The 25,098-nt window shown below is 43.4% G+C and carries 34 protein-coding genes; all 34 read right to left on the minus strand.

The genetic code is table 11. The features are described 5' to 3' along the window. Window positions 1–11: 11 nt before the first annotated feature. The 34 genes from CHL1_RS15620 to CHL1_RS15790 all read right to left on the minus strand — a co-directional run bounded on the left by CHL1_RS15620 (window position 12) and on the right by CHL1_RS15790 (window position 25,005). On the minus strand, window positions 12–158 hold the full coding sequence (locus tag CHL1_RS15620) for a CD1375 family protein (RefSeq protein ID WP_250933921.1): 147 nt from the start codon (window positions 156–158) through the stop codon (window positions 12–14). Next, window positions 155–484 carry a hypothetical protein gene (locus CHL1_RS15625; protein ID WP_250933922.1) on the minus strand — a complete coding sequence of 110 codons (330 nt, stop codon included), beginning with the start codon at window positions 482–484 and terminating at the stop codon, window positions 155–157. Before CHL1_RS15625 ends, CHL1_RS15620 begins: the two co-directional genes overlap by 4 nt. Window positions 485–496: 12 nt before the next feature. Beyond that, window positions 497–1,771, minus strand: coding sequence for a hypothetical protein (locus CHL1_RS15630; RefSeq protein WP_250933933.1), 1,275 nt, complete (start codon window positions 1,769–1,771; stop codon window positions 497–499). Between the two features lies 1 nt (window position 1,772). Next, the gene (locus CHL1_RS15635) at window positions 1,773–2,195 is read right to left on the minus strand and encodes a hypothetical protein (RefSeq protein WP_250933935.1); all 423 of its coding nucleotides are present in this window, start codon (window positions 2,193–2,195) and stop codon (window positions 1,773–1,775) included. Continuing rightward, entirely contained in the window at window positions 2,195–2,737 is a 543-nt protein-coding gene (locus tag CHL1_RS15640; protein WP_250933936.1) for a putative phage tail protein, read from the minus strand. Before CHL1_RS15640 ends, CHL1_RS15635 begins: the two co-directional genes overlap by 1 nt. Beyond that, complete coding sequence (locus CHL1_RS15645; protein WP_250933938.1) at window positions 2,730–3,827, minus strand: baseplate J/gp47 family protein; 1,098 nt, start codon at window positions 3,825–3,827, stop codon at window positions 2,730–2,732. Before CHL1_RS15645 ends, CHL1_RS15640 begins: the two co-directional genes overlap by 8 nt. Next, window positions 3,828–4,211 (minus strand): DUF2634 domain-containing protein, encoded by a 384-nt coding sequence (locus CHL1_RS15650; protein WP_250933940.1) that lies wholly within the window; start codon window positions 4,209–4,211, stop codon window positions 3,828–3,830. 4 nt (window positions 4,212–4,215) lie between these two features. Next, window positions 4,216–4,524, minus strand: a complete 309-nt coding sequence (locus CHL1_RS15655; RefSeq protein ID WP_250933942.1) for a DUF2577 domain-containing protein — start codon at window positions 4,522–4,524, stop codon at window positions 4,216–4,218. Continuing rightward, window positions 4,517–5,521: an XkdQ/YqbQ family protein gene (locus tag CHL1_RS15660; protein WP_250933945.1), complete on the minus strand. Its 1,005-nt coding sequence runs from the start codon at window positions 5,519–5,521 to the stop codon at window positions 4,517–4,519. The genes CHL1_RS15655 and CHL1_RS15660 overlap by 8 nt, the downstream gene beginning before the upstream one ends. Before the next feature lies 1 nt (window position 5,522). Next, complete coding sequence (locus CHL1_RS15665) at window positions 5,523–6,215, minus strand: LysM peptidoglycan-binding domain-containing protein (protein ID WP_250933947.1); 693 nt, start codon at window positions 6,213–6,215, stop codon at window positions 5,523–5,525. 10 nt (window positions 6,216–6,225) lie between these two features. After that, complete coding sequence (locus tag CHL1_RS15670) at window positions 6,226–8,970, minus strand: tape measure protein (protein ID WP_250933949.1); 2,745 nt, start codon at window positions 8,968–8,970, stop codon at window positions 6,226–6,228. Further along, complete coding sequence (locus tag CHL1_RS15675) at window positions 8,888–9,085, minus strand: hypothetical protein (RefSeq protein ID WP_250933950.1); 198 nt, start codon at window positions 9,083–9,085, stop codon at window positions 8,888–8,890. Before CHL1_RS15675 ends, CHL1_RS15670 begins: the two co-directional genes overlap by 83 nt. Window positions 9,086–9,272: 187 nt before the next feature. Continuing rightward, complete coding sequence (locus tag CHL1_RS15680) at window positions 9,273–9,698, minus strand: phage tail assembly chaperone (protein ID WP_250933952.1); 426 nt, start codon at window positions 9,696–9,698, stop codon at window positions 9,273–9,275. Window positions 9,699–9,744: 46 nt separating this feature from the next. Further along, the gene (locus tag CHL1_RS15685; protein ID WP_250933954.1) at window positions 9,745–10,245 is read right to left on the minus strand and encodes a phage tail tube protein; all 501 of its coding nucleotides are present in this window, start codon (window positions 10,243–10,245) and stop codon (window positions 9,745–9,747) included. A gap of 13 nt (window positions 10,246–10,258) precedes the next feature. Continuing rightward, the gene (locus tag CHL1_RS15690) at window positions 10,259–11,461 is read right to left on the minus strand and encodes a phage tail sheath subtilisin-like domain-containing protein (RefSeq protein WP_250933955.1); all 1,203 of its coding nucleotides are present in this window, start codon (window positions 11,459–11,461) and stop codon (window positions 10,259–10,261) included. Window positions 11,462–11,577: 116 nt separating this feature from the next. Then, window positions 11,578–11,763: a hypothetical protein gene (locus CHL1_RS15695; RefSeq protein ID WP_250933956.1), complete on the minus strand. Its 186-nt coding sequence runs from the start codon at window positions 11,761–11,763 to the stop codon at window positions 11,578–11,580. After that, window positions 11,764–12,180 carry a phage tail terminator family protein gene (locus CHL1_RS15700; RefSeq protein ID WP_250933957.1) on the minus strand — a complete coding sequence of 139 codons (417 nt, stop codon included), beginning with the start codon at window positions 12,178–12,180 and terminating at the stop codon, window positions 11,764–11,766. Then, complete coding sequence (locus CHL1_RS15705) at window positions 12,177–12,659, minus strand: HK97 gp10 family phage protein (RefSeq protein WP_250933958.1); 483 nt, start codon at window positions 12,657–12,659, stop codon at window positions 12,177–12,179. The genes CHL1_RS15700 and CHL1_RS15705 overlap by 4 nt, the downstream gene beginning before the upstream one ends. Continuing rightward, window positions 12,659–13,015 carry a hypothetical protein gene (locus CHL1_RS15710; RefSeq protein ID WP_250933959.1) on the minus strand — a complete coding sequence of 119 codons (357 nt, stop codon included), beginning with the start codon at window positions 13,013–13,015 and terminating at the stop codon, window positions 12,659–12,661. Before CHL1_RS15710 ends, CHL1_RS15705 begins: the two co-directional genes overlap by 1 nt. Next, window positions 13,006–13,341, minus strand: a complete 336-nt coding sequence (locus tag CHL1_RS15715) for a phage head-tail connector protein (RefSeq protein WP_250933960.1) — start codon at window positions 13,339–13,341, stop codon at window positions 13,006–13,008. The genes CHL1_RS15710 and CHL1_RS15715 overlap by 10 nt, the downstream gene beginning before the upstream one ends. 32 nt (window positions 13,342–13,373) lie before the next feature. Then, window positions 13,374–14,765, minus strand: a complete 1,392-nt coding sequence (locus CHL1_RS15720; RefSeq protein WP_250933961.1) for a phage coat protein — start codon at window positions 14,763–14,765, stop codon at window positions 13,374–13,376. A 29-nt stretch (window positions 14,766–14,794) separates the two neighbouring features. Next, window positions 14,795–15,400 (minus strand): phage scaffolding protein, encoded by a 606-nt coding sequence (locus tag CHL1_RS15725; RefSeq protein WP_250933962.1) that lies wholly within the window; start codon window positions 15,398–15,400, stop codon window positions 14,795–14,797. 174 nt (window positions 15,401–15,574) lie between these two features. Further along, window positions 15,575–15,931, minus strand: coding sequence for an Acb2/Tad1 domain-containing protein (locus CHL1_RS15730; protein WP_250933963.1), 357 nt, complete (start codon window positions 15,929–15,931; stop codon window positions 15,575–15,577). Between the two features lie 404 nt (window positions 15,932–16,335). Beyond that, window positions 16,336–17,445, minus strand: coding sequence for a hypothetical protein (locus tag CHL1_RS15735; protein ID WP_250933964.1), 1,110 nt, complete (start codon window positions 17,443–17,445; stop codon window positions 16,336–16,338). Between the two features lie 137 nt (window positions 17,446–17,582). Then, the gene (locus CHL1_RS15740; protein ID WP_250933965.1) at window positions 17,583–18,617 is read right to left on the minus strand and encodes a minor capsid protein; all 1,035 of its coding nucleotides are present in this window, start codon (window positions 18,615–18,617) and stop codon (window positions 17,583–17,585) included. After that, window positions 18,604–20,085, minus strand: coding sequence for a phage portal protein (locus tag CHL1_RS15745; protein ID WP_250933966.1), 1,482 nt, complete (start codon window positions 20,083–20,085; stop codon window positions 18,604–18,606). Before CHL1_RS15745 ends, CHL1_RS15740 begins: the two co-directional genes overlap by 14 nt. Before the next feature lie 44 nt (window positions 20,086–20,129). Further along, the gene (locus CHL1_RS15750; protein ID WP_250936301.1) at window positions 20,130–21,368 is read right to left on the minus strand and encodes a PBSX family phage terminase large subunit; all 1,239 of its coding nucleotides are present in this window, start codon (window positions 21,366–21,368) and stop codon (window positions 20,130–20,132) included. 1 nt (window position 21,369) lies between these two features. Next, window positions 21,370–22,149 (minus strand): HNH endonuclease, encoded by a 780-nt coding sequence (locus CHL1_RS18595; RefSeq protein WP_420840478.1) that lies wholly within the window; start codon window positions 22,147–22,149, stop codon window positions 21,370–21,372. Between the two features lie 97 nt (window positions 22,150–22,246). Next, window positions 22,247–22,762: a DUF1492 domain-containing protein gene (locus tag CHL1_RS15770; RefSeq protein WP_250933967.1), complete on the minus strand. Its 516-nt coding sequence runs from the start codon at window positions 22,760–22,762 to the stop codon at window positions 22,247–22,249. Further along, a complete protein-coding gene (locus CHL1_RS15775; RefSeq protein WP_250933968.1) occupies window positions 22,759–22,986 on the minus strand; it encodes a hypothetical protein in 228 nt (75 codons plus the stop codon). The genes CHL1_RS15770 and CHL1_RS15775 overlap by 4 nt, the downstream gene beginning before the upstream one ends. 103 nt (window positions 22,987–23,089) lie before the next feature. Continuing rightward, window positions 23,090–23,422 (minus strand): hypothetical protein, encoded by a 333-nt coding sequence (locus CHL1_RS15780; protein WP_250933969.1) that lies wholly within the window; start codon window positions 23,420–23,422, stop codon window positions 23,090–23,092. Then, window positions 23,419–23,829, minus strand: coding sequence for a dATP/dGTP diphosphohydrolase domain-containing protein (locus CHL1_RS18600; RefSeq protein WP_420840479.1), 411 nt, complete (start codon window positions 23,827–23,829; stop codon window positions 23,419–23,421). The genes CHL1_RS15780 and CHL1_RS18600 overlap by 4 nt, the downstream gene beginning before the upstream one ends. 427 nt (window positions 23,830–24,256) lie before the next feature. Beyond that, window positions 24,257–24,751 carry a hypothetical protein gene (locus tag CHL1_RS15785; protein ID WP_250933970.1) on the minus strand — a complete coding sequence of 165 codons (495 nt, stop codon included), beginning with the start codon at window positions 24,749–24,751 and terminating at the stop codon, window positions 24,257–24,259. After that, window positions 24,730–25,005: a hypothetical protein gene (locus tag CHL1_RS15790; RefSeq protein WP_250933971.1), complete on the minus strand. Its 276-nt coding sequence runs from the start codon at window positions 25,003–25,005 to the stop codon at window positions 24,730–24,732. The genes CHL1_RS15785 and CHL1_RS15790 overlap by 22 nt, the downstream gene beginning before the upstream one ends. Window positions 25,006–25,098 lie beyond the last annotated feature (93 nt).

Genomic DNA, 25,098 nt, shown 5'->3' on the forward strand with positions numbered 1-25,098 from the left:
AAAATAGCCTATTAGACTGTTTTACGGCTTTCAATTTCTGCCGTGACTCTTACCCGGTATACTGCCGGAACCATAGGGCATCCCCACGCTGTTGCGTCCGCTTCGGTAAGAGCTCGAAGTTCGAGCGCTACCAAATCTGCATACATTTTTACGATCATGCTATTCCACCTCCTCCCGCAATAATTTCAATCAATTCAGCCATGGCAAGTTTAGTGTTGAGAAGTTCCGTCTCAATTTTTGTGATTTTATCTTCCGGCGATATATACGGTACATAACTCTCATTTTTCACAAACCCACCGGCTTTGGTATATTTATAGGCTTGTGAAGTAACGACCTCTGGAACCGTCACGTTTTCAAAAACATTGTATAAACTTGCGTTCCCGAAAATCGTAGAATTGTCAACTAAAATTCCATTGCTTACCGTTTCGGTCGTGTTTGCGATGTAGACAACTACATCATCTTCTTTTCGTGTTAATATATTCATTTGCTTTCTCCTTTATTCTGATAATGTAAAAGCTTTTATAGTTTCACTTTCAATACCTTTGGTCTTAGCAACACCACAAATATTATTTTGCAACAATGCTGCCTTGACATATTTTGCAATGCCAACAAAAACACTACCAGCTTTTAATGTTGAATTATTCCTAAAAAGTTCTAATATTCTTCCGCTGTTTAGTTTCACCGAAATACCAAAGTTTTGAGCCGTTGCATAAAAAACATAGGTTGAATCATATGTTATAAATTCAGCATTGTATATTCGGGCCATAATTGCACACCCATAGTACCCTACCGTAAGAGAATAACTTATTAGAACTCTTGATTGAGATAGTAAACTCAATGAAAATGTATTGATGGCGGATGATGTATCTCCCGCAAAAATTCTTGATGGCCCTGCTACCAATGCGGTACCACTTATAGTAACAACGACACCATAACCAGATCCATTTGTGCTAAATCCCACAAACATACTCGTGGAGTTAAGTTTAATAGACTCAATTATATTAGTTGCCATTGTCGTTGCTAATAATGTTATGGCTGTCCCATAAGTAAAGGAATCTACACTGACTGTTAGTACGACAGCTTTAACATTAGCTGAGTTAAGACTGAATGCTAGAAAAACTCTGCTTTCATCAATAGCAACCGCTGATACCGCCTGAACTATTGATGAAGAATATAGCAAATCTGCACTTTTGCTTATTGCTGTCCCATTTAACGTTAATATAACACCATAAAGGCCTCCTGTACCACGCCGATATAGAACAATCGCTCTTGTATCTGTTAGTCTGACAACAGAATGCTCAGTTGAGGTTAAACCCATAGTTGTATAATCAATAGCTGTACCTGCCGTTATAATGTTTCCATTTATTGATAACACAATTGCTTGTTGATACTGCGATGAATTATTCCTAAAAACAATTAATATTGATGTTTCACTCATTTTAACTGATTTTAAAACGCTAATTGCTAGTGATCTAAAAATAACTGGCGTGCCTAATGTAATTGCATCGCCACTGATGGTTATTATTACCGCTTCGCCATAACCTGTTGTGTTATCAGTATAGGCAACAAAAACACTTGTCTCACTTAATGCAATAGCTGTAATATACGTCGTTTGTTTATCAATATAGAGATTAACATCTGTATTAGTAAATGAATAAACAAAATCGACAAAATCACCGGCCGAAATGGTTGATCCTGCTTGGACAATGTACTCCTCGACGATGCCGTTTATTTTCGCACCGCCGCTTTGCCCATTCAATATTCCTCTCATATCACACCCCCACGATCTGCAATGGAATATCCACGGTCAGCTTGTCTTCTAAACAGGTGAATGTGATCGTTCCGGACCCGGTGTCATAATGACTAATCATGCAATATGCTTCTCTTTGCGAAATCGCCGTTGCCGTTGTCGCTGAATATTGCGGTATGATCTTATCCGGCAATCGTCCGGCGGTTATGCCGGTGACCGCTACGGTCTGGGTGTAGGGCGCTGAAGCAGACCACCCGGCGGCGGTGAGGGTGACGGCGTTGAGGATTTCTTTGTTGTCTAGGCGGGTATCGATGGTGGCGATATTATCAGCATTTTCTTTCAGTTCGGAATCAATAATATCCATATTGTCACTATTTATCGTCTCGGAATAAAACTCATCCTCATCCTGTTTTCGTAATCCGTAATTTGGCGTTAATGTCTCCATTACGATATCACCTCATTTCTTAATTGATTGTTTGTATACGCCGATAATTGGGCGTTTGTGAATGGGTGGAGGGTTTTGTTTTGGTTGTAAAGCAGGCTCAAATCAACCACCATGTTTGCCGGCCTGATTCGCAATAACAGATTTTCTATTTCATCGTACATCCCCTTGGCCGTTAATGCCACTCTTACCGCTATTTCACGAGCCGCATAATCAACTGAAAAGCTATAGCCATCAGCCCCGCAAAGCGTCTCTAATTGCTGATCAATGATATTAAACGAATAAGGTAACTGCTCATTATTCTTTGCCGCAATCCTGAATCGCCGCACCTCCAAAGAGTCCGTAGCCTTAACCTTAAGACCCATGATCCCCTCGTTTCTGGCAGCTCCAGCGGCGGTCAGCGACTCAATAAATAGATCGTTTCGGATATTGTCACATCCTTCCCACAAATCTTCTATTTCAGGGGTCTCCATTCCAACGACTACTGCAAATTGTTTATCATCCTGGAATTTATCCAGAACGTATTTTGTCAAATCCCTAGCCACTGATCGTACCTCGAACTGCAATTGAATCAACGCCCAGTGTCAAATTTGCAGCCACACCGTTGATGGTTGTCCCGCCAATGTCTAAAATCCCCGTTATGTTTAATAACCGGGTTTCAATTTGCGAAATCCTCACAATTAAACCGGTGTTTGTGGAGAATGTCTTGGTGCTTTGCCATGTCTGGTTTAATTCAAGCAAATAGGCGTCAATCGCCGCATTTATGGATGGTTCAACCGCGGCAAAGTTCCAGCCGTCCTCGTAGGTGATGGTAGTTACGATATCGATATCGGTATCCGTCACGCCGGTTATCGTAACGGTGTGATCGATCGGCGCAGTTCCGGCTCCCAGCCCCGCCAATGGCACCGGGTCAACGGCCAGTTGCACCGCTGCAATCAGTTCCGCTGACGGAACGCCATAACTGGAATTAATAATCGTGCATTTCACCGTACCGCCACCAGCCCAAACTGGGTACACTTTAACGCCGCCAACTCCTGTGATGGCGTTCACTTTCTCGATGTATTCTGCCACGTTGCCACCAAACGAATTAGAGTTAAAAGACGCCTTATATCTCGCCCGGAAAACCTCGGTATCTTCCACATCTTCCCCGGGGATCAAAACCTCTGTCAATTGACAGGTCGCCAATCCGGGGACGTTTAGAACTGGTACCAGGTCGCCCAGATATTGGTTTCCAGCAACCCCGCCTGTTTCACACTCAAGCTTATACAGTCCGGCGCTTATTTCTTCGGTTATGGCATAATTCAGGGTGGCACCCCTAAACCGTGTACCGATGGTAATTTCCAGCGTATCGGGTGTAAACAGCCCTTTTAGAATTGCTTTGGTTGGTTCTGCAGGAGTGGGATATATCCCTCGTTCAGCTGCCCGCTTAATCAGATATTCTCTAGGCGCGGTGTCAGCAAAGGCGATATTTAAAACCGTGTCCAGCTCAATGTAAAGCTGGGCTTGCTCCGCAGCATCGATAGCAGACGTCAGGTAAATTAAAGAGCCTGTTCTGGTATCCACCGTGGGGTCGATCTCCTTTGCCTTTGCCAGTTTTCGGGCCATTATAACCTCGAGGGTTTGATCTTCATACATTTATAAACTCACCTCTGTTTCTCTTGTAAAGTCGCCGTATATCGTCACAACGCGGTAGGACGCCAATAAGGCCCCGCCGTTTTCTGTAAATTCAAAATCAACCACATCAGTTATGCGGTCATCCTGTTTCAGTGCTTCTTTAATATATCGCTCCGACTCAATGGCCGCAAAGTCCATCGGTTCACCGATCAGGTTCCGCATTTCATTACCGAAACTCCATGGTAGTATTGGCGACTCAAAACGATTGACATCGAGAATGATATCGACTGCTTGTTTTACTGCTTCCAGATTGTCAATCATCCCGGCGTTTTCATCAATCGAAAAAGTCTTGGAGGGCAAAACCTCAGTATCTATTGTTACTGCATTATTATATTCAGGTAGCATTATTTCACGTCCTATCTATCACGGTATATTTTTGGCCGCCCTGGTCCCGAACCATAAAAACAGATTCCCCGACCTTTAAGGCACTAGCAACCGAAACGGTCACTAAGCCAACCCCCGGTATAGCCATATCAGTAGTGTGGTCTTTGACTGCATTGGTCAACCTCAGCATTGATTCCAGCAGCGTTGTTTTTTGGTCAATTTGAATTTTTAACGGATCAGCGGAAACCACCACCCCCGTTGCACTAATTACCGGATTTAAGGTCGCCCCTGTATCAGCCGATAATTGTCTTAAAGCCTCAACCAGATCAGCCATGTTCAAATCCTCCTTCCAGATCGAGATCCATTACATGGAACCCGGTTTTAAATCGATGAGTTACTTTCGTAACCATCATCCAACCATGGTAGGTTATACCGTTATAGGCAAACCCCATATTGGCGTAAGTATCCAGATTGATTACCACACTTGATCCGCCCCTGACTCTGGCATCACCGAAGCAATCAATCATCCTCAGGGTTATCTTGTTCCATTCTTTTTGCTTTAGCAAAATCTCTGCTTTGTTATCGCCGTTTTCTTCGTCGGTCAGGGTGTCGCTATACTGCAACAGCCCCCACTGTTTTATCCTCGCGGGATTCGATTTTACAAACACTTCACGGGTACCGTCGTCTTTTTCCCTAAAAAGCTTAATCTGGTTATAGGTATCATCATCGATGTTTGTTTCAAAATCAAAATCCCCGGCGGTATCATTTCCGATCACCATCGGTACTTTATGAAATTCTGTATCGTGAAGGGCCACCTCCCCGAAATTATCCCAAAGAATGTATTCTTTCCCGGCATTTTGCTGTGTTAGTTGAATACCCGACACAACCATGTCAAGATACGCTTTTTGTTCTTCGATCCGGGAAGGGATCACATAACCGGTTGCCATAATGTCAGCGCCCGCCTTGATCTGGCAATCGCCACAAATCATTCTTAATAGTTCTGTTAGGGTCTTATTTTCATAAACATAGGTATCTGTGTTTTTTAGGTACCTGATCTGATCGTAAGCCGTCACGCTGATAAAACCGTTCTTATCGGGCCTGAGCCGAAATATAAAACCTTTAAAAAGATTGTGAATTTCTCCTTTTGGCTCAATTTCATCCGATGTGAAGGTAACAAGATTCCCTTCAACTATTTCAAGGTTTTTCTTGTCGGATAGCAGTTTGAATTCCAACACAGACACACTGTTTTTCTCCCGGGTGAGTGTGATATCGCCCTGAACAACCGGTAAATACACCCGATCGCCGCTTTGTATTCTTAATTCAGTAGACATGTCAGAACCCCGTCAAATCAATCACTTGGCCAACCGATATATGGTTTGGCTCAGCGATGTTATTTTTTCGCGCCACATCCCAGCATAACCCGCCATTACCTAATTGAGTCGCGCAAATAGCCCACAACGAATCGCCCGACTGCACAGTGTACGTTCGGCGTTGGTTCGGCAAAACAACCAAATCAGGCTCCACTGGACGGTCCGGTTCTTCGGGTGTCACCACCTCTTTTTCAATCTTAAAAGTCTTGGTGCCATAATCAGGATGTGCTTTTAACACAATGCTCATCACGATATCAAAACCGTTGTCGGCACTTTCTTTTTGCTGTAGGTCTTCAATTGCGACTTTAATGTTTGTGCTGAAGGAGGTGTTAATCCTTCCTTTTTGCTCATCACTTACGAAAACCGCCCGGGACAGAATAAATTGAAAGGGTGTTTTTTTAGCCCTCAGGTCGCTGAATTTTTTAATGTAATATTCCGCGGTTTGAAATCGGTTCTTTTGGTACACCGCGAATGGGTACCGCGTTTGAGGTAACATAAAATCAAAGGTTATTTCTTCCAGCCCCGGGGCCCTCAGGATATTAACCTCAGAGCCGTCAATTAATTCAAAGGTTTCATTTTTTCCCGGAGCGTGAATACTGATCTCGCCCGGGGTGACAGGGAGCAAAATTTTATTAAGATATACTAGATATGACATTCTACCCCTCCTATGCCACGCTTGCGCGCGTTCTCATTTTTTCAACAATCAGCGAACCCAAACGATCCGCTACCACTTCGATATCCATATCGTTTGATATTTTGACGCCGTTCATATTAACATGTACCGTTACGCCGCCAGAACTCGCAGCAATACTATTCGGCCCCCGTCTTCCGGACTCAAATAACTTTGTTTTCTTGGAATTGAGGACTGTTTCACCGCCACCAAATCCGATAAGTTCTGGCCCGTTTTCACCGACTCTGGCAATCCCTGCCCTGGCTGACATCGTCCCGGATGAGTAGCCCCAAAGAGCGCTTGGGTCAATCGCTTGACCGTCCTGGTATAGCCCAAAGTGAAGATGGGCGCCGGTTGAATTTCCGGTAGAACCGACGTAACCGATTGTTTGGCCGGCTGAGACAGTCTGGCCCAGTGAGGCCGCAATGCTTTCCATATGCGCATAAAGTGACGTTAACCCGTTGCCGTGGTCAATTTCGACCATGTTACCGTAGCCGCCATTCCATCCTGCAAAGATTACGGTACCCGCCCCAGCAGCTCCAATCGGTGTGCCGAAGCCTGCGCCGATATCAATTCCCGGGTGCCAACCGCTCGACAACTGGCCGCTATCTGTCATGAATTGTTCACGAGAACCAAAACCTGATGTCACATCACCCGCTAAAGGTGTAATTAATTGGCCCAGTGATGCACCGCCTATCCCGATGGATTTGAAAAACTCAGCAGCACCGCCGCCAAGGTACTCAATCCCCGCCTGAAGGTTAAAGTTTCCAGACTCAAAGGCGGCTTTCATATCTGCTACAATACCTTCGCAGAAAGTCATCAGTTCCGTAGACGACAGGCCTTCTATCAATCCGTCAATTGCATAGTAACCAAAACCTCTAAATACAGTTGATGGCGAGTTAATGCCCATTGCCGTTTTGAAACTGTCCTTTAATGCCGTTGCTGCGGAATCCCCGCCTGCTGCGATTGAGGCCTCTCTCTCTGCTAGGCCTTTGATCAGACCGTCACCGGTGTAATTCCCCATAGTTTGAAACACTTTTGACGGTGAATTGACGTCAAGTGTTGAGCTTGACGCATCGATCAGCGCTTGGGCTGACGTTTCACCCGCTTTCGTAACCCCGCCTATATTGCCCAAAGTACCTTTTATAAAACCTGCGGTTGTCTCTTGCCCGGCTTGTTCGCTAGCGTAAGGCAGAGCCGCAAATCCCGCTTGAAAACCGGTTGACATACCGGAGCTGACGCTACTTCCAACACCAAGACCGATTGTATTTCCGGCCGCTGTTGCGTTGGTTGTCAGTTCAGTCAATGGCGTGGTAACTGACGTTACCATGTTTGCGGTGGCAGTATCCACTAATCCACGATTCGCTTCCATCCCGCTCGCTAAAACGGAGGCGGGATTAGGCGCTTCACCAGATGCCTTAGCGATGTTTTCGCTCATCCTGATTAAGTCTTGATCAAACTGAATAGCTGCTTCTTTGAATTCGTCAGGACCCTGCCAAAAGGCGGTCTTCATATTCTGAACGTTTGTCATGATGGTGCCTAAATTAGTAAACATTGAAATCATCGAGCTTATTTTGTCGATCTCAAAATCCATCGCTGAAACAAGGCCGTCCTGCCAGTCGACGCCCTTCAGGGCTTCGTTATCTGCGGTGATACGATCATAAAATAAAGTCCATGAACTTTTTGCATGATCTACTGATTGAATCATTTCTGGTGATTTTTCTTTTATTTTTTCGGTAATCTGATCAATGTTGGTTTTAAACATCGATGACGCAGCACTGAAACCCGTGCCGATATCCGTTGCCAAACTCTGAACTTCAGGGATGCTGAAAACAGCACCGATGCCACTGCCGATTGAGGTTAAGGCGCTTGCGGCCATCCCGACGCCCCCAGCCAGCCCATCGAGAAAAACACTTAGCTCATCACTGTTGGCCAATTGACCCATCTGGGTAAACACACCCTGAAAAGCCCGTCCTGATTTATTCTGAAGGATTGTCCAGGCTTGGCCAAACGTCATCCCCATGGCTTCAAACTTGGCGTCTGTAGCGTTTGCGGCCTTAAACATCGAGTTTTTAATAATATCCGCGGTGATCTCGCCTTCGGACGCCATGTTCCGGATCTCACCGATCGGCACGCCTAAATAATCCGCAATAGTCTGAATCAAAGTTGGGGAGTTTTCAAAAATACTGTTAAGCTCATCGCCCCTTAAGACCCCGGATGCCATGGCCTGTGTTAATTGAAGCATAGCATTACTGGTTTCCCCAGCGCTGGCCCCTGAAATAACAAACTGTTTACTGACCTGTTCAGCAAAATCTACAATCTCATCATTGTTTGAAAAGGCGTCGCCTGCCATCAGGCCCAGCTTGGAAACCATATCAGACATTGACTGGTAGCTGGCATGGGAATCATTGGCAGCATTAAATATATCCGTCTGTAATTCAGCCGTGGTCTGCAATCCGTCATTCATCAGCCCCAGCCTTGCTGTGGTCTGAGAGTAGGTATCCGACATATCCATAACGCCCTGAATAGCCTGCAGTGACATATAACCGGCAGCCAAGGCCCCGACTTTAGTAATCAGGCCGCCCATGGATGCTGTCGAAGCTTTAGCAGTATTATTGAAAGTTTTCTGACTATTCTCCGCTTCATTGACTGCTTTTTCAAATTGCTGGAAGGCCGCCTCCGGCTTTTGCCATTTCGGTTCGGGCCATCGCCATGCTTTTGGTATCGATGGCCCCGGCACTGGCGGTCTCCATGCGTTCGAAACCAGCGATCATGCTGTTCATGCCGGTCATCATAGACTTAATGGCCGGTGTCATTTGGTCGGATAACCGGATACTGCTGGAAATTGAACTCATCGCTTACCTCCTTTCTGGCGTTTTTTTGCTTCTTTTGCGGCTTTTTTACGCTGCTTAGTTATAATATCTGCTGCCGCCATGATATAGGCTTTTTCCCATACGTCCATCGCCATAAATTCAGCGGGACGGATATGGTACTCATTCAAAACAAAAAAAGCGTAATTTGCGTCTGGGTCGCCACCCTCAATTAGTTTTTTGCTTCTTTGACCTTCTTATCGATATTGACTTTAAAACCGTTAATTTCCTGAATCTTGTCAACTAGCTGCTTATATTCGTTAATATTCAGCATCGCATTGACCAAGTCTCCGGGTTCTTTTACCTTGTAAAAATCCTGCAATTCCGCATTGTTCAGGTTTGGAAAAATCACCGACTCAACGATCAGGTTTTTTCGATACAGGCTCTCTTTAAATTTCATGATCGGATTGCCTTTTGCATCAAAATCAGCAATCATTGAATCACCGACAAGCTGGTCATTCGTCTCAGGTGGGACTGGTCTGAGTACCCATTCCATTGGTTCGCCTTTTTCGTCTACAAAATCCACCGAAGCTGGATATTTAGTCGGTTCCTTAATTGCTCTATTTTTCACCATAAATGCTTTTAAATTATCTGCCATGTTGTTTACTTCCTTTCAAATTAAAAAGAGACGCATTAAGCGCCCCTTATAGCATCCCGTCAAGTAGGGAAAATTCTTCTGGCATTTCCACACTCTCGAATGTGAAATCAAGTGTTTCCGTCAAGTATGTGGAATCTGCATCAAACTGGGCCATCGTTGCTGAATCGAGGTTGCAGTCCTTCAGGATAACAGTTTGTCGGCCGACTGAAGATGTCGGGTCTTCATTTGTTACCTGAATATCAAAATAAAAATCCTCGCCTGTCTTAGCATATCGGATCATTAATTTTCGCAACATAGAAGTGTTGTAATGCACCTCCATGCTCCCCGAGCCTTTGCCACCGGTTGCTTTATTACCTTTTGTCTGTCTTCCAAGAATTGGAATTTCTTCTTTTGTTTTTTCAAAAGTCGATTCCAGGCTCAGAGCGTGCATGAAATTGTATCGGTTGCCGTCGACGGTCACATAACACTTTGCGTTGGACCCGGAAATCGAATCCTGCACCCGCATGATCGCATCAGCGAATAATTGTAGGTTCATTGATTTCTTCATTTTTCAACCCTCCTTAATTAACCACAATGGTCTGGTATAACTGACGCATTGCTTTATTCGGCGTGATGGCATCGGAGACATACACCTGATCACCAGCGTCATTACCAGTGACTACAATATCAGCAGGGTCAAAGTTCTTAATAGCCTTCCCCATGGACTCATGCTGTTTTACAATGTCGTTCCACAGGCTAACCCGCCCGTCTTCATCACCATCAATTTTGCCCAAATATTTCGCATTAAAGATCAGCGAACCGACTTCAATTGCGACCTGATCCAAAACCCTGATAACCTGGTTTTCTGAAAAACTCTTACCTTTTTCCTCTGTGAATGAAACAAAGCTGTTAATATCATCCAGCACCGATACAACGGCGCCGGTTCGGTGGTAGGCATAAACACCGCCGGTAATAAATGCCGCCAATTCTGTCTGCGTATAGTCGGTATTAATCGTATACTCGCCGGTATAGGTCGAATTAAGCAAACTGTCAGTAATCGCGCAATTGGCCTGAGCGCCGGTAGTATAAAACACCAACTCATAACCAGTGGCGCCCGCATCAGTTACGGTATTTGCGATTTGAATCACACCCTCGTAATCGATGGCTGTTGCTGATTTTGGTCGGATCGTCTGGAATTTAACCCCCATATCATCCCGCAGTCGTTTGGTGTAATTATCAAACAAGGCGTGAATAGCGGCATCCGCTGACGGGCAACCCAAAGCGTTAAACGAATACTGCTCCAATTTCGCCAAAAATGTCGAAAAGATTTCGCCAGTGATGGTGGTTACATTGGTACCGCCGGTTAAAGCAAGCCCCGCATTTGCTGCCAGCGTTGCACCTGTTTTGAAATCAACAAATGCATTACTGACAAGAGCCGTGGCTGCTGCAACAGTTTGCGTTTCATAAACAACGTCATCAATCAATGTTTTGACATCGAATTTAGTTTCGTCATCAACATTTACTGCTATTGCAATTTTAAAATCATTGCCCCGAATCCCCGCATATTTTGCCGTCGCAAAAGTGTTTTCAGCCTTAACGCCACCGCCATTTAAGCGGTAACAATAAACCTTAACTGCATTTGCAAATAACTCCCGTAAGTTTTTCATATTTGCGTGAGTGTTTGCATACCCGAAAATCTGAGCACATTCAGTCACAGACAAAAACTGTTCCTGACTTACCTCGAATACATCGCCACTTTGCCCCCAGTCCAAAAGTAACGGCATTGCTGCAACACCTCTGGATGACGCCCCCGCAGCTGCTCGCTTTCCGCTAATATTATTAATGTATGCCCCAGGGAGCTTTTTGTTATAGGCTGTAAAAGTTCCGCCTCCTAATGCCATTACTTCACCTTACCTTTCAAGAATTTATCAACCAATTTATCAACCTCACTGGTCGAATAGGTTTCAGAATCCAATAAAACAGCCCCCAAAACATCAGCTTTAGGGGCATATTTCTTAGACTTTATCAATTGTTCTTTTGTAAATCTATTTTCAGTCGTTTCAGCGACCGATTCTTTTGTAGCCATTTATTTTATCCTTTCCGTAATTTCAATTGTTTGCATTTTTGCCACTGATGGTCCTTGAATATAGAGGGTGGCGTCATAGGTCACAAAGATATGACCTTCCCCATCAATCGGCTTTCCGTTGATCTCGATTCCTCTGATCTTTGTACCGTCAGGAAGCGTCAAGAGCCTTAATGCCGGGGTTAGTGTTTGGATGGTCGTATAGATATCGGCCAGCCCATTTAACGGGAAATAGACCACCTCAAAAGGCATAGACTGCCTGAACCGACCGGCTATCAGATCGGATTGATCCACATTAATACAGTGTATATAAAACGCTGGCTCAACTAAGCCCTGTTCAACTGGTTCTGTATAGACCGTGCAATCCGGATAGAGCCCGGCTATTGTCGTGGCTATTCCTGTGATAATCTGATCGATCATTTAAACGCCTCCTTCATATACTCCATTAGTCGCTTTTCAAGTAGAGCCGGAGCCAGAGCATTGACTTCATTCTCGCTGATGGTCAGAAAAAACTGGCCATCCACCCAGCCGTCATGGCTCGGTGTCCGGTGGCCATACTCGACATAGCTGGCATATAAAACCGGGTTAAAAATAGCACAGCGATATTCGCCATTGTGGTACACCACATTAATCTGTGATGCCGCTTGGCCGCTTTTACCACCGACTCCTATAACGCCGCCTTTATCACTCACGTTCTCATTTCCACCAGTCCAGCCACGCCTTAAAGTCCCGCCGTCTTCTTTTCCAACAGGGGTTCTCTTAATCACCCTAGATAATAACCGGGCGGCCAACTCTTTGGCGCAGTCTTCCATAAACTTCTGCCTTGAATCATCGCTTAAGGTCTTTTCCAGCTTCTTTTTGAATTGTTCAAACTGTTTGTAGTCAACATTCTTTCCCATTATCCGTACTTATCGAAAATGACTAACGATATCTCCTGATGTGATGGGTAGACGGCGGGAAGACCTGACCGTTTAAAATCAGCCGTTCGGCCATCCTGGGTAATTGTTACTTTAGAACCGGGCTTAATATCAAGATCCGGGGAGATCAGCAGTTTGATCGATTGCGACTGTACCGCCACTCCATTTACAACGGTTGTGGTATCGGAGGACTTGTGCGTCATTCTGCAGGGTTGGTCAGCCAGGACAACCTTCGGTGTCTGTTTCAAGATGTTCGTGCCCGGTTCTTTGACACCCTGCATTTCTGTTACGGTACATTTACCGGTATAACGGCTTTCAACCGCTGTTCTCATATCCATGACAGCACCCTGTAGCGATTAAGCTGAGAATAGTAATTCTTAAGCAAAGACTTTGTGAAGGTCTCGTTAACCCGGAAACTAACAGAAGTATCACCCTCTGATTGACTAGCAATTAAGCCGCCGTCAGGGGCCACAGAACCAAAGTTTTCACCCCGGTAAAGATCCATGGCCATTCGGTAAGCCGTGTTTTCAAGCCCCGCTGGCAGTTCTTCCAGGTTGCAATAGTTAAGAATCGCCTCGGTAGTATTGCTTAAGCAAAATTGCAAGGCGAAATTCTTATCATCGCTAGTAATCCCCAGTATTTCTTTTAATTTTTCAATATCCATAACTTAACCTCTCGTTAAAAAAGAGGCTGTTATTAGCCTCTTGAAAGAATTCGTGCAATTGGGATCGCTTTGTGGTCGAAATAGGTTCCAGCACCATCGTTCACCAGTTCCCAGTTAGCGCCGTTTTCAAATTCGGCATTTGTTGGGGATAGTGTGGCCTGTACTGCTTTTTTATACGAGAACCCATAAGGAGCCAGGCATTTTCGTTGACGGCTGTATAGCGTATCCTCGCCACCATTAACTTTAGGATCTCGGTCCATTTCATAGGCTACTTTTGCGCCGATATCTTCATAATCGAACGCTCCTAAACCCATGGTGTAGGTCGTGTACTCGGTGTAGGCAGCAGCAGCAGCGACAGCAGCAACAGCGGTTACGCCTTCGGTTGTTTCAGTGATGGTTGCTACCAGGGTTCCGTCAGTATCGTTTTTATTAACGATCAGAGTTGGTACATCTTCAGCCAATGCGACCTTTTGGGTAATAGTAATAGATCCGCCAGTGCCACCAAAGGTGTATTGCGGGAAGTCCACGGCCAGTAAGGCTTTCAAGGCGGTGGCATCGGCTGTAACGTTGGCCCCGGCATCCCAACCGTCGGTTGTTCCGCAAACATAGGTTTTTTCACCCAGTGTTAAGGCGTCGCCTGCGATTGCTTTAGTAGTAACCGCCAGTGTGTACACTCCGGGAACGCCAGTAACAGCGGATACAGCATCAACTGCAGGAACTTCACGAACTGGCATGGAATCGTCAACTAAGACGGTCCGGCCATTCCAGGTCGCAATGTTGAGTGATCGCTGAATCCCATTAGCGTCGGTATACTTCATGTACTCTAACAATCCCAAGTTTTCCAGATTAGTCGCTACAACAGAGTGCATCAATACGATCTGGAATTTATCTTTGTTCTGGCCACAGGCTTTCTGGATCGCTGAGTTAAGCGTTGAAGCGCCAACAGCTGTTGCGATTTCGTAGGTGTGGTTAGTTGAGAAAACAGCACTCCCGGGATCAGTTGTGGCATAAATCCCTTTGATCATGGAAAGCAATACTTCCTGGTCCACTTCTTCCCAGTAACCAGCTACCTGATTCCCGACATTCGACATGAATTTCACGCCACCGGTGATGTCTTCGGAAAAGTCTTTTTCGGTCCATGCTTTTGCTCGACCAAAGACAACAACGCCACGCTCAAAAGTCGCGGTGCTGGTTGACGTAATGTCGGTCTGGCCGTCATAGTTCAGGGCCTCGCCGCCAAGGTTGCCAAACATGGGAATAATCCCGTAAGCGGTGGTTGTTTGGGAATTAAACAGGGCTCTGATCTCAGCATTGGGTGTCAATGCTCTGGATTTCAGCAGCTCGTTTCGTTTCAGATTAGGGACTTTTTCAACATACTTCCCAAATGCTTGGGGGTTGAATGATTTAGAATCAAATTTTGACATAAGTTAAATCTCCTTTTAATTTTTTATTCTTATTCTTTGGGCAAGATGGCGCATAATTCCTCGTAGGAAGGATTTGCCGGGTTGCCTAAGTTCTTCGGTGTTCCGTCTCCACCTTCGGCGGGGTTAATCCCCCTAAAGTTGGGCTTCGGGTCTTCTGCAGCATCAAACAAAAACTTAGAATCCTCGCCGGTGGTCAGTGCTGTGATCTGGTCGTCAAGTCCTTTGAGGTTATCCCCGTCAAGCTCGACCTTTTCCATATCCAGCAGGGCTTTTACCGCTCTGAGGTTCTTTGCTTTCGCGCCGGATAACGCTTTTTCAATCGCATTATTCAGCTTGATCTGTTTGATTTCTTCCTGGTACTTCGCTTCTGCTTTGGTGTTTTCCTGTGCCATCGTTTCGATAGTCGTCTTCAGGGTTTCAATATCACCAGCAGAGTCTTTCAACTCTTGCAGCTGGGTGTCTCTGGTTGCGATGTCTTTTTTAGCCTGTTTCAGGTCGTTGCTGACAGCGTTAAAGGTTTCCTTTGGTACTGCCTGTTTCGGGAACTCTGCGCTAATCTGGGCCATTAATCCATCTATATCAAGAACACCGTCATTAATCTTTGCTGCTTCTAATAATTTCTTTAGCCATTCCATCTGTATCCTCCATAGCTTTTTATGCTGGTCGCTGCCAGCTGGATTTGGTTGTTCTTTATGCCCTGCAACGTATAAAAGGGCAGTGGAGCCGTAACCCCGGCTCAGAGGGAGATATTTTTCACCCCATTTCGATTAAGATTTTGGGTATAAAAAAAGCACCGTTAAGGTGCGGTGCTAGATTTTACTGGTGCCTTCAACGCCTCGGGCTTCTCGGTCAAGAGTTCTTTTTCTTAACCACATCAATGCTTCTTCAAGTTTTGTGATTGCGACGGCATTTTCTCTGCAAGAATATTCGCTGCCCTGGAAAGATTGAAGTCTTGTTAAAACCATCAATATTAAATCCTCATTGCAAACACCGTTGATTCCGTTTTCTTTTATTGGGCCTTCTTGAAAATTAACCGTCTCGATGACTTCAAGTGTTTCTGCATTGGCTACCTCGAAATGATGAGGTGCATTGAACTTTTGCAATTCTTTATCTTCACAACCTACTTTTGTGTATTTTTGAGTACACAATCCGTTAATTATTTCCATTTTATTTTTCTCCTTCTCTCTGGCAAATACCATTCTCTTTATACTTGCAATCCCACCGATCAATACAAAACTTACAGTTTTCATCTCTGGGATAGTCTGAAAAATTTACCCCAACATACAACAGGCAGCCGGTTTGCTTATAGGGATCTTTTAACGCCGGATCAAGGCAGGCGCCGGATCGGTTGTGCGGGCACATTGAGTGAATGCAGTCGTTCATGGGATCACTATTTTTCGTTGAAACAAGCAAAAACACCAGTTAAACAAATTAATCTGAATCCATGAAACGGCATAATGAATGCCGTCTTCCCAATATTTTGTAATGTAGTGATGCATGGTTTTACTCTCCTTTCAAATTCCGGGCATTAAAAAACCACCTAACTTTTTACAGTTGGTGGTTTTTAAACTTAAATTATGTTTTCGCTCGCTAGTAAAGCTTCTATGTTTTTTGTTGTGTATGGTATTCTGATTAATTTTATTCCGTTTTCTTTGCAATAATTATTTTTAATCGAGTCCCTATACTGTGTTCTTTTAAAGCCTTCTTCGCCGCCAAAAAACTCATTTGCTTTAAAATGCTGAACGCCGTCGTATTCTATACATACGTTTTTACTTGGTAAATAAAAATCAAACGGCAATGCTCTTTTCAACCTGCAATTATCAAATTTAAACTCACGTTTATAATTAATTGAGTGTGTTTTCAAAATCTTTGATATTTTCTTTTCTCCGTGGCTTTCTTTGCAAACTGCACAACCAAACCCAATTAATAAGCTATATGGTGCGGAATACCATTCATGTCCGCATACTTTGCATTTACACTTTAATTTATCTCTGGCCCTCGTGTATTCACCCAATACAATCACATTGGGATTTATTTTGGCCAGTTCATTTTTGAAATCTTCTGTTGTTCTTCTGGTTTTGCCTGAACATTTTGGGCATTTTGAATCTGTTGATATTAATGCGTGTGGGGTTCCGCTCCATTCGTAACCGCAAACCTTACATCGCAATTCTATTTTTTCTCCACTGTGGGTGTACTCGCCCACAACTTCTATTGATGGCTTTATTTCGAGTAAATCTTTTCTAAATTGTTGAGTTGTTTTGGTGCTTCTAATAACTTGCTTTGTTATTCTGCAAGACGGGCATCCTGATCCATGAAGTATTGCGTCTGCGGTGGGACTCCATTCATGCCCACAAATATGACAGCGGCATTTAATTTTCGTTCTGTTGTTTTTATATTCGCCTATTATTTCTATACTTGGGTTAATCAACTGCATTTCGGCAATTAAAGTATCTTTAGATTTTCTTATCCTCGACGCTGCTTTATTCGCAGAACATCTTTTACAACCGACCCCTGAGCTTGTGATGCCCCTTGGTAATGTCTCCCACTCAAGTCCACAAACGTTACATCTCAATAATATTTTTGTATTGTTGTTTATGTACTTTCCAATAACCACCAAATTAGGCTGCTTTTCAGACACTTCTTTTTCAAATTGCTCTTGTGTCTTCTTGTTTTTTCGCATTAAAAATAACCCTCCCTAGGTTCAATTATTTCCCAATATTAAATTGTCGGTATGCAGGAAGGTACTTGGGAAAATACTTTTCGCAAAGGGTAATTAATCCTTTGCTATCCTGCCCCTATATTATATCATTTTTGCCACTATTTTACAAACTTCTTTTCCCATTCCCTATAGGTCATGCTGGCAGGAACGGTTATCGTTTTTCCGTTTTCGTCCCTTGCCGCTCTCATCTCAGGAACGCCGAAATCATCGTCAAATGAGGGTGATTGAAATGTCCTGCAACGGCCGTGAAAGGGACTTGCGGTAACGCCCGGCTCAAAATCTTTTAAGTCGAACACCCGCTGATTCATATCTCGACAAATAGAACTTGTTTTAGAATCTAAGGTGGCCACAATCTCATACTTTTCAACCCCTAAATTAGAGAAACTGTCTCTTTGCGAAACACTTGAGAAAAAAGCTGACTCCGTAATGACCAGATTCTTAGCCTGCGATTTTGAGACGTTGAACCGTTCGGCCAATAGCTTAGACGTCTTTGCGTATCCATCGCCCCTGATCGTCGCCTGAGTGAGAATAGAGGGCATCTCTGTCATGAGCTTATTCTTGTCTCGCCAGATCCTGGACGAAAAGTTTTGACCGTCAGGTGCCCATGGTTTTGATATCAGCTTAGCAATCTTATTATCATCCAGCTTCATAACATCGAAACCGACGCCGAAACCTTTCTGAAACTCAAACATTGTTTTGTAATACCCTGCTTTGTATTGATTGGCAATGAACTGATCAAAAGTGTCGAGCTCATAGCCGTACATGACCTCGATCTGCTGTTGCATCTGTAATTGTAGGGCTTCAAGTCTGGTCACATGAAATTTAGCAGATGCCCGTTCCAGTTCTTTTGTCCATTGGTCAGAGTAGGGAAGTGTTTTGCCCTTCTTGATATAGTCATCAACAGACATTTTAAAGGCGCTCAGTTCGCCTTTGGTCAGGACCTGTTTCGCTTCAGCAAAGGTAATACCTTCGTTTTTAGCAAACCGGGTATACCAGGCGGCAAGTTCTTTGTCTACATTGCGTGCCGCTCTGCTGAACTCATCTTCCAGGGTAGAATAGTAATCCAGGGCTTTTTGATTTTGAGCTTCTTCTAATTGTGTGAACCGGTTCTTCCAGTAATCAGCCTGTTTCATCGGTATTTACCTGGTCGCCTTGCTGTTCCAACGGGAAAGCCCCATAAGAATCAATGGCGTCAGCTTTTTCCTGCTTAAGTTCGTCTTGTTCTTTTTCCACGTCATCTACAAAAGGGTGATTGGTTAAGATTGTTTTATTACTCACGATTCCGGTTGATTTTTGGCAATTATCAATCAATTCACCGGTGTTAATTAAAACGTTCCGGTTGAATGTGATATCAAAATCAACAACCGAGTAATCTTTCCCCTGGGTATTGTTAATGTGGGCGTCAATGAAAAAAGCAAGCTCTTCCAGGCTTGCTTGATACTCGGTTTCCATATCGTCAGCATCCAGATCGATATCTGAATACATGCTTTGAATATTCATTTGATTCGGATTCCCGCTCATGCGGTCGTCTTTGGCATCGTACCCCCTGGCGTTCTCAATTAAAGCTTTTTTAAACAGTTCTAGAATCGCTTTGAAGTTATCTGCTGTAAATGCAATATTTAGGGTGGATACTCCGCCCTTGCTGGCAGCATCGGTTCTAACCTTTATCGCACCGAATTGAGCGAGGTTCTGTCTGAAGTCGCTGAGGTCGGCGCCATCGTAGTTTTCCAGCACGATGATCGTGTTCCAAGCATCCTCCTGCATTCGATTCTCAAAATCAGATAACATGATGTTTATGCCATCCTGAAGACTTTTAACCCGCTTAATCAATGGCATTTCCTTGTTGTTGGCCTTGAAGGCGATCAGAGGGATCTTTTCCCAATTGTAATTTTCAGCGACCTCATTAGCATGAATTTGAATGTAATCACTATGCGGGTTTTCAGTATCAGACATTAACCTGCCATCATCCAGGGTATAGTGGTCAATCCCCTGCTTAGTGTAAACCTCAACCTTTTCAACAATTTCTCTATTTTCTTTATTTGTGTAAGCATCCACTTCATAAAGCCGAACAGCATATTCCAAATCAGTGTGATCCTTGTCGTTCCAAAATGGCAGGATTTCATAAGCTTCAAACCGCTTAAATTTAAGTTTTCCATCGACCCCGTAAAAAGGGTGCACCCATCCTTTACCCTGGTTAAATGCGTCCTCTGTGACGTTTTTAAGCATACGCATGAATGATTTATCAAAGACATTTTTTAAAATATCTGCATAACCTTTATCATCACTGGTAACTGTGAATGGTTTACCAACCAGGTAATTCTTTTTCTGGTCTACCATTTTTGCATACTGATTATCAATGACCTTATTATTTGTTAGATTCTCAAGCTCTATAAGCTCGCCATTTTTCCCAATCATCGTTCGCTTTCGAAATAGGATATCATGCTCATTTGAGTAGTATTCCTCACCACAAATTTGCAGATTACGTTCTGGGCTGGTCTTCCATCGGGAAATTTCCAATTCTAGAAATCTCAAATCACTAATGACATTTTGAGCGCCTTCGGTCACAATTGCGTTGATCCTTGATGTTTCTGTTATTAACAAATTACCGCCTCCTTTCTGTGTAAAAAAATAACACCATGAGGTGTTTAATCGAAACTGAATATTGGACCAACAGTATAAGATTCTAGTCCATACCGCATAGCATCCATGAGGTGATTGAAATCATCTATTGGCCTATTTAACTTACTTCCAAATTTATCAGTATCCCATGAATAATTGTTAATCTCAGTTATAAAATTGACGCATCTGGGATGAATTATTATTTTGTAATTTTGAATAAATTGAATCCCGTTATTAATGCTGTCTTTACCTTTTCTTGCTCCTTTGACTCGATATAATCCATGATCTCTTAATTCTTGTATCGATTTAGGCTCTGCGCTATCAGCAATAATCTTTTCTTTGATGTAACCCAATATATTGATTTCATCAAATATCATTTTGTTGGTGAGGCCTGTTTTATAAAGCTCGTCAAACACATAGATTATTTCTTCTTTTTGGTCAATTAACCCGCAAAACAAAGCTGTTGGATCATTAGTGTACCCAAAATCCAAACCAAAGACAGCCTTTATATCGTCTCGGTCTTTGATGATCTCTTTATAATTAAAATGTTCTTCCACAAAGTTTTCATAGACGAGGCCTTCTACAACTCCCCAATTGCCAAGCCCAGCAACATGATATCGGCGGGGGTTATTGGCTTTCATTCGCTCAAACAAAGCTAAATCTGATTCATCCAGCCATTCATTGCATCGGTAATCAGTGGTCAAAGACATAATATCTAAATCATCCAATGCGTCAAAGAAACGTGATTTTATCCAGTGTTTCTCATTCCATGGATTTAGCGTTAATGTGATTCGTTTAAAATAACCGGGCGGTAATTGACCCCTAATACCTTCATCCAACTTGTCAAAGTCTTCTTCTTTTGTAATCTCATAAGCCTCATCAATCCAAACAAAGTTAAGAACGCCTTTTGGGACTGATATAGATGTGATCTTGTAACCATCATCCAGGCCTCGGAATAATATCTTTTGCCCGGTGGGAGTGTACACCAGCTCAAGGGGATGTGTTGTTGCTTTCCAGTAAGGCTCAATTCCAAGTCGATGGATCGCCCAAAGTAAATCAGAATAACAACTATCTTTCAGTGTGCGTTCTGTTTTTCTTATTACCAGAGTATTCGATTCAGGATACTTAATCATCTGGACAATATGCCATAGTGCTGCTGTTTTAGATTTCTTAGATGCTCGAGAACCCTTAACAACGCAATAGCGGCCTTTGAAATTCCAGAATTTCTTATACCCTTTTCCGATAATTGTGGGAAGTGATATAATTTTATTCTTCAAGTAAATCCTCACCGCCGATCACGATAACCTGGCTAGATCCGGAATGTTCAATATCCCGCTTATCCCTAAATTCGTTCGGCTTCCGGTTCTTTAACCAAAAAATTTGGGCTGTTGTGTCGGGGGCAACCATCTTAGTGACTACTTTAGTAACGACAAGCCGATCTGATCCGCCTTTTCGGAAAAGATTCTGACCGTGAACTATCACAAAATTCAAATAACTGTGGATTTTACTCATTCTGTACTGATCGTAAAAACTTGTTGCTTGATACCAGCTCATCATTTCTTTATCTTTTTTTGATGAGTTACAGGATTGGCACGCTGGGAGTACATTATCAAAAGTCAATTTCCCGTCATCCTGCAACGGCTTTACATGATCCTTAGTCAATTTACTGGTAATTGTTCCGCAGTAACAACACTCATGGTTAAAGTATTTTTTTGCAAATTCCCATTCTTCCTGCGTTAACTCCTGCCATTCATCATGTCGCTGGGCTTGTCCAGTATCAACGATCCGTTCTTTGGTCACTTCTTCATACTCAAAACCAAGGGCTCTTTTTAATAAAGCATTCTCGACTTGACGGTCAATGACTTCTTTGCCCTTTTTTAGGGCGTTAGAAATGTTAGGATACTTGTTCTTCCAAGCATATAAAGTTTCTCGTCTTATGTCTAAATTTTCAGCAATCTGTTCATCTGTCAGTCCGTCCCGAGCCCAACCTTCAAGCAAGGTGAGGCCATCTTCAGTTAACCAATATTCATATTTTCCTTTGGCCACTGGCCTCACCTCCTTTTCTGGGCATTAAAAAAGACACCGGTTTCCCGATGCCTCAACGTTTTTATTTCATGCTACCATAATACCACGATCATAGGGCTCATTGTGGCTCATGTTTCAAAATTGCTATTGCTTCGTTGTGCAATCTCTTAGCGTGCTGATAAGAATACTTCATTTTGCAACATATTTCTTCAAGATACAATCCGTCCACGTACTTGTAATAAAGCACCAACTGTAATTTATCGTCAGGGACTCCGTCAATGGCCTTTCCTATATCCGACCTAACTTTTGTCGACTGTGAGATTTTCTCTTTGATTTGGCACTGTATGTCTGAAATTTCAGCTATGCAGTCGTCGATTCCTAACCCACTTGACCCACGGACCACAACCGGCATCATGTTGTTTCGTCTCAACTCTTGCCGTGTCATTGCAGCAAGAAATTTCTGATCGTTTTTATTGTTGCTGTCATAATACTTAAAATGTACCGGGGCGGGTACTGTATTCGCCGCCCGGGACCGCCACCGTTCGGCTTCAGCTTCCAGGCGCTTAATCTGATTTTCCAAGATCCGGTACCGGCTTAACCATTTTACTTTTGCTTGTCTTTCTTCTGGTGTCATACTTCCTCCATAAAATTTTCTTCAAGATGCTCATTCGTAATCTCAATCCAACCAAAATCGACACAACCGCTTATGCAAACCAGATGGACTTCTCCACCAAGAAGATTAGACTCGCTTACCTCCCATATTGACCCAGCAGGTACATTGCGATAATCATTATCTATCATGAAACAATCGTCATCGCACATTTGTATCTCAAATTCATTTATGCATTTATATTTCATTCGTCACCTCCATACTTCAAACTAATCCAGTGATAAACTAAAATTGTGGCCATCAATGAGATCCAGGTCAAAAGACCACAAATATCGTGAATTGTTTCGGGTGTCATTCAGTAGCCCTCAGCTTTCTTCCGCACATCGGGCAATAATGAACCTCACCAATATCAAACGATGCTTCATTTTGAGAGTCAGCGTAGTATATTATTATTTTGTCATCTTTTACTCCTGCACAAATGAATAAGTCCCGGCTTTCAACAATTGCATTGTCATTAAAGTTTTGTATATTACAAAACTCGCACCCACTTTCAATCCCGTTCCATTCCCAATTTGAATAATTTGGTTGTGCTCGATGTAACGTGCAATCTTTGCAGACGCCGTCAATGCCAATCTTATAATTTTTACAGGTCTGGCAGTTTCTCATTAATATTTTTTCACTCATACTTCCTCCATCTCAATCAAAAACGCAATATTGCAAGCGCAATGCCAAATATGTGGCAACCCACTCTCTGGATCGTTAACCTCACCCTCCAGGTAAGCCAACCAATGCCGGTATAAAGCGTCCTGGTATCGTTGTGGTTCAACCTTTCGCCAGTTCTCGGGGTCATGGTATTTCTGGCATCCATACTCACGAATCGCTGTCACGGCCCGGATTAGTGACGGTGGTACTAATGTTGGCCGTGGCTTGCCGTTGTCTGCCTTAGCGGAATAATCGATCACATTCAAATCAACTTCGGCAGGGTGCCAATAGTAACCACCCCTACAACCAACGCAGGTTGTGTGATATTCGCCGCCATTCCAGTACTGGCAGTCTTCACATATTCTGTCTTCTTCCCACGGCATAATCATCTCAACCCTAACCTTTCCAGCCCCTGAAGCTGCCCGTAACTTAGGCCCTGGGATCTGGCCCGTTCGTTGTATTCGACGTAAGTTATTTTGGCCCGTTTCTGCTTGGTTTTTGCTTTCTTTTTTTCACTATACCGTTTATTAATCCCCCACGGTCTACCGGTGTAATACTCTGAACACTCACTACTGCAATGGTGCTGGTTTGATGATCTCTGAACGTACTGTTTACAACATTCGCAGGCGCTATAGATAATATATTGCTCGCACACATCGCCCAACACTGTTGTTAATTTCTTTGCTGTTTGGGGGCTGTATTCGTTATGTCGTCTAATTTTCGAAATGTGATTCGGGTGTACCCCGGATCGCTTCGACATTTCTGCACCTGATAAACAATATTTTTCCATGTGCTTGTTTAGCATTTCTTGTAGGGTCATGACCGCACCACCTGGTACCCGGCCGGTTCTCCTATCCTGATCGGCAAGATCAGTCCCAGCAGATCGTCACCATACCAGATATAGATTGGCGACACAGAGCTGTGTTGGGTATATCGGTAATTGGTATAGTCGTCCAGGATGTCCAGATACTTCTGCTGACAAGGGACCTCGACGCCGTCTTGATTCAGGAATATCCGGGCATCGTATTTATCTGTTTGATAGATGTATGGCGTCACCTCCAGAGGTTTAGCGTCCCTGTAATCTTTCTCGATGATCTTTGAAAACGGGAAGGCTGTTGGTTCTTCAAGGTTGTTGCGAATATAAACGGACTCGGTTTTATAAAAAGCATCCGTCAGAACTGATTCCATTGCCGGGCTTTTGGTGGTATACATGGCGTAACCATCAACGATCCAACCTTCTTTTTTATCAAAGGCCAATACATATTTTTTACCGTCTGCGATAAACTTTTTCAGTTTTGATTTGTTGAACATTTCCTCAATTCCTCCAATACTCTATTATCTTCAGCAATTAGCTTTCCAATCAGATCATTGATCTGAATCACTTCACCAGACCGGGTTAGTTTCTTTATGTTTAGATCCCGGTATTTCTTCAGCGCACTCTGAATAGTTTTGTGGTAAGAAATGACTTTCCAATTCTCTTTACCTTCCTTTGTTACTTTTCGTTCGTACAATGTATAACAGATATCATCGTTATCAACTTTATACTCATCATTTATCATTATCATAGATTTTTTCCTCCAAATTCCCGAAACCAGGGTGTAACCATTTGGTGTAACCTTTTTTTGACAAAAATAGCCTCACAAACGGCTTTCTTATGT

The sequence above is a fragment of the Acetobacterium wieringae genome (assembly GCF_023700225.1).
Classification (GTDB): domain Bacteria; phylum Bacillota; class Clostridia; order Eubacteriales; family Eubacteriaceae; genus Acetobacterium; species Acetobacterium wieringae.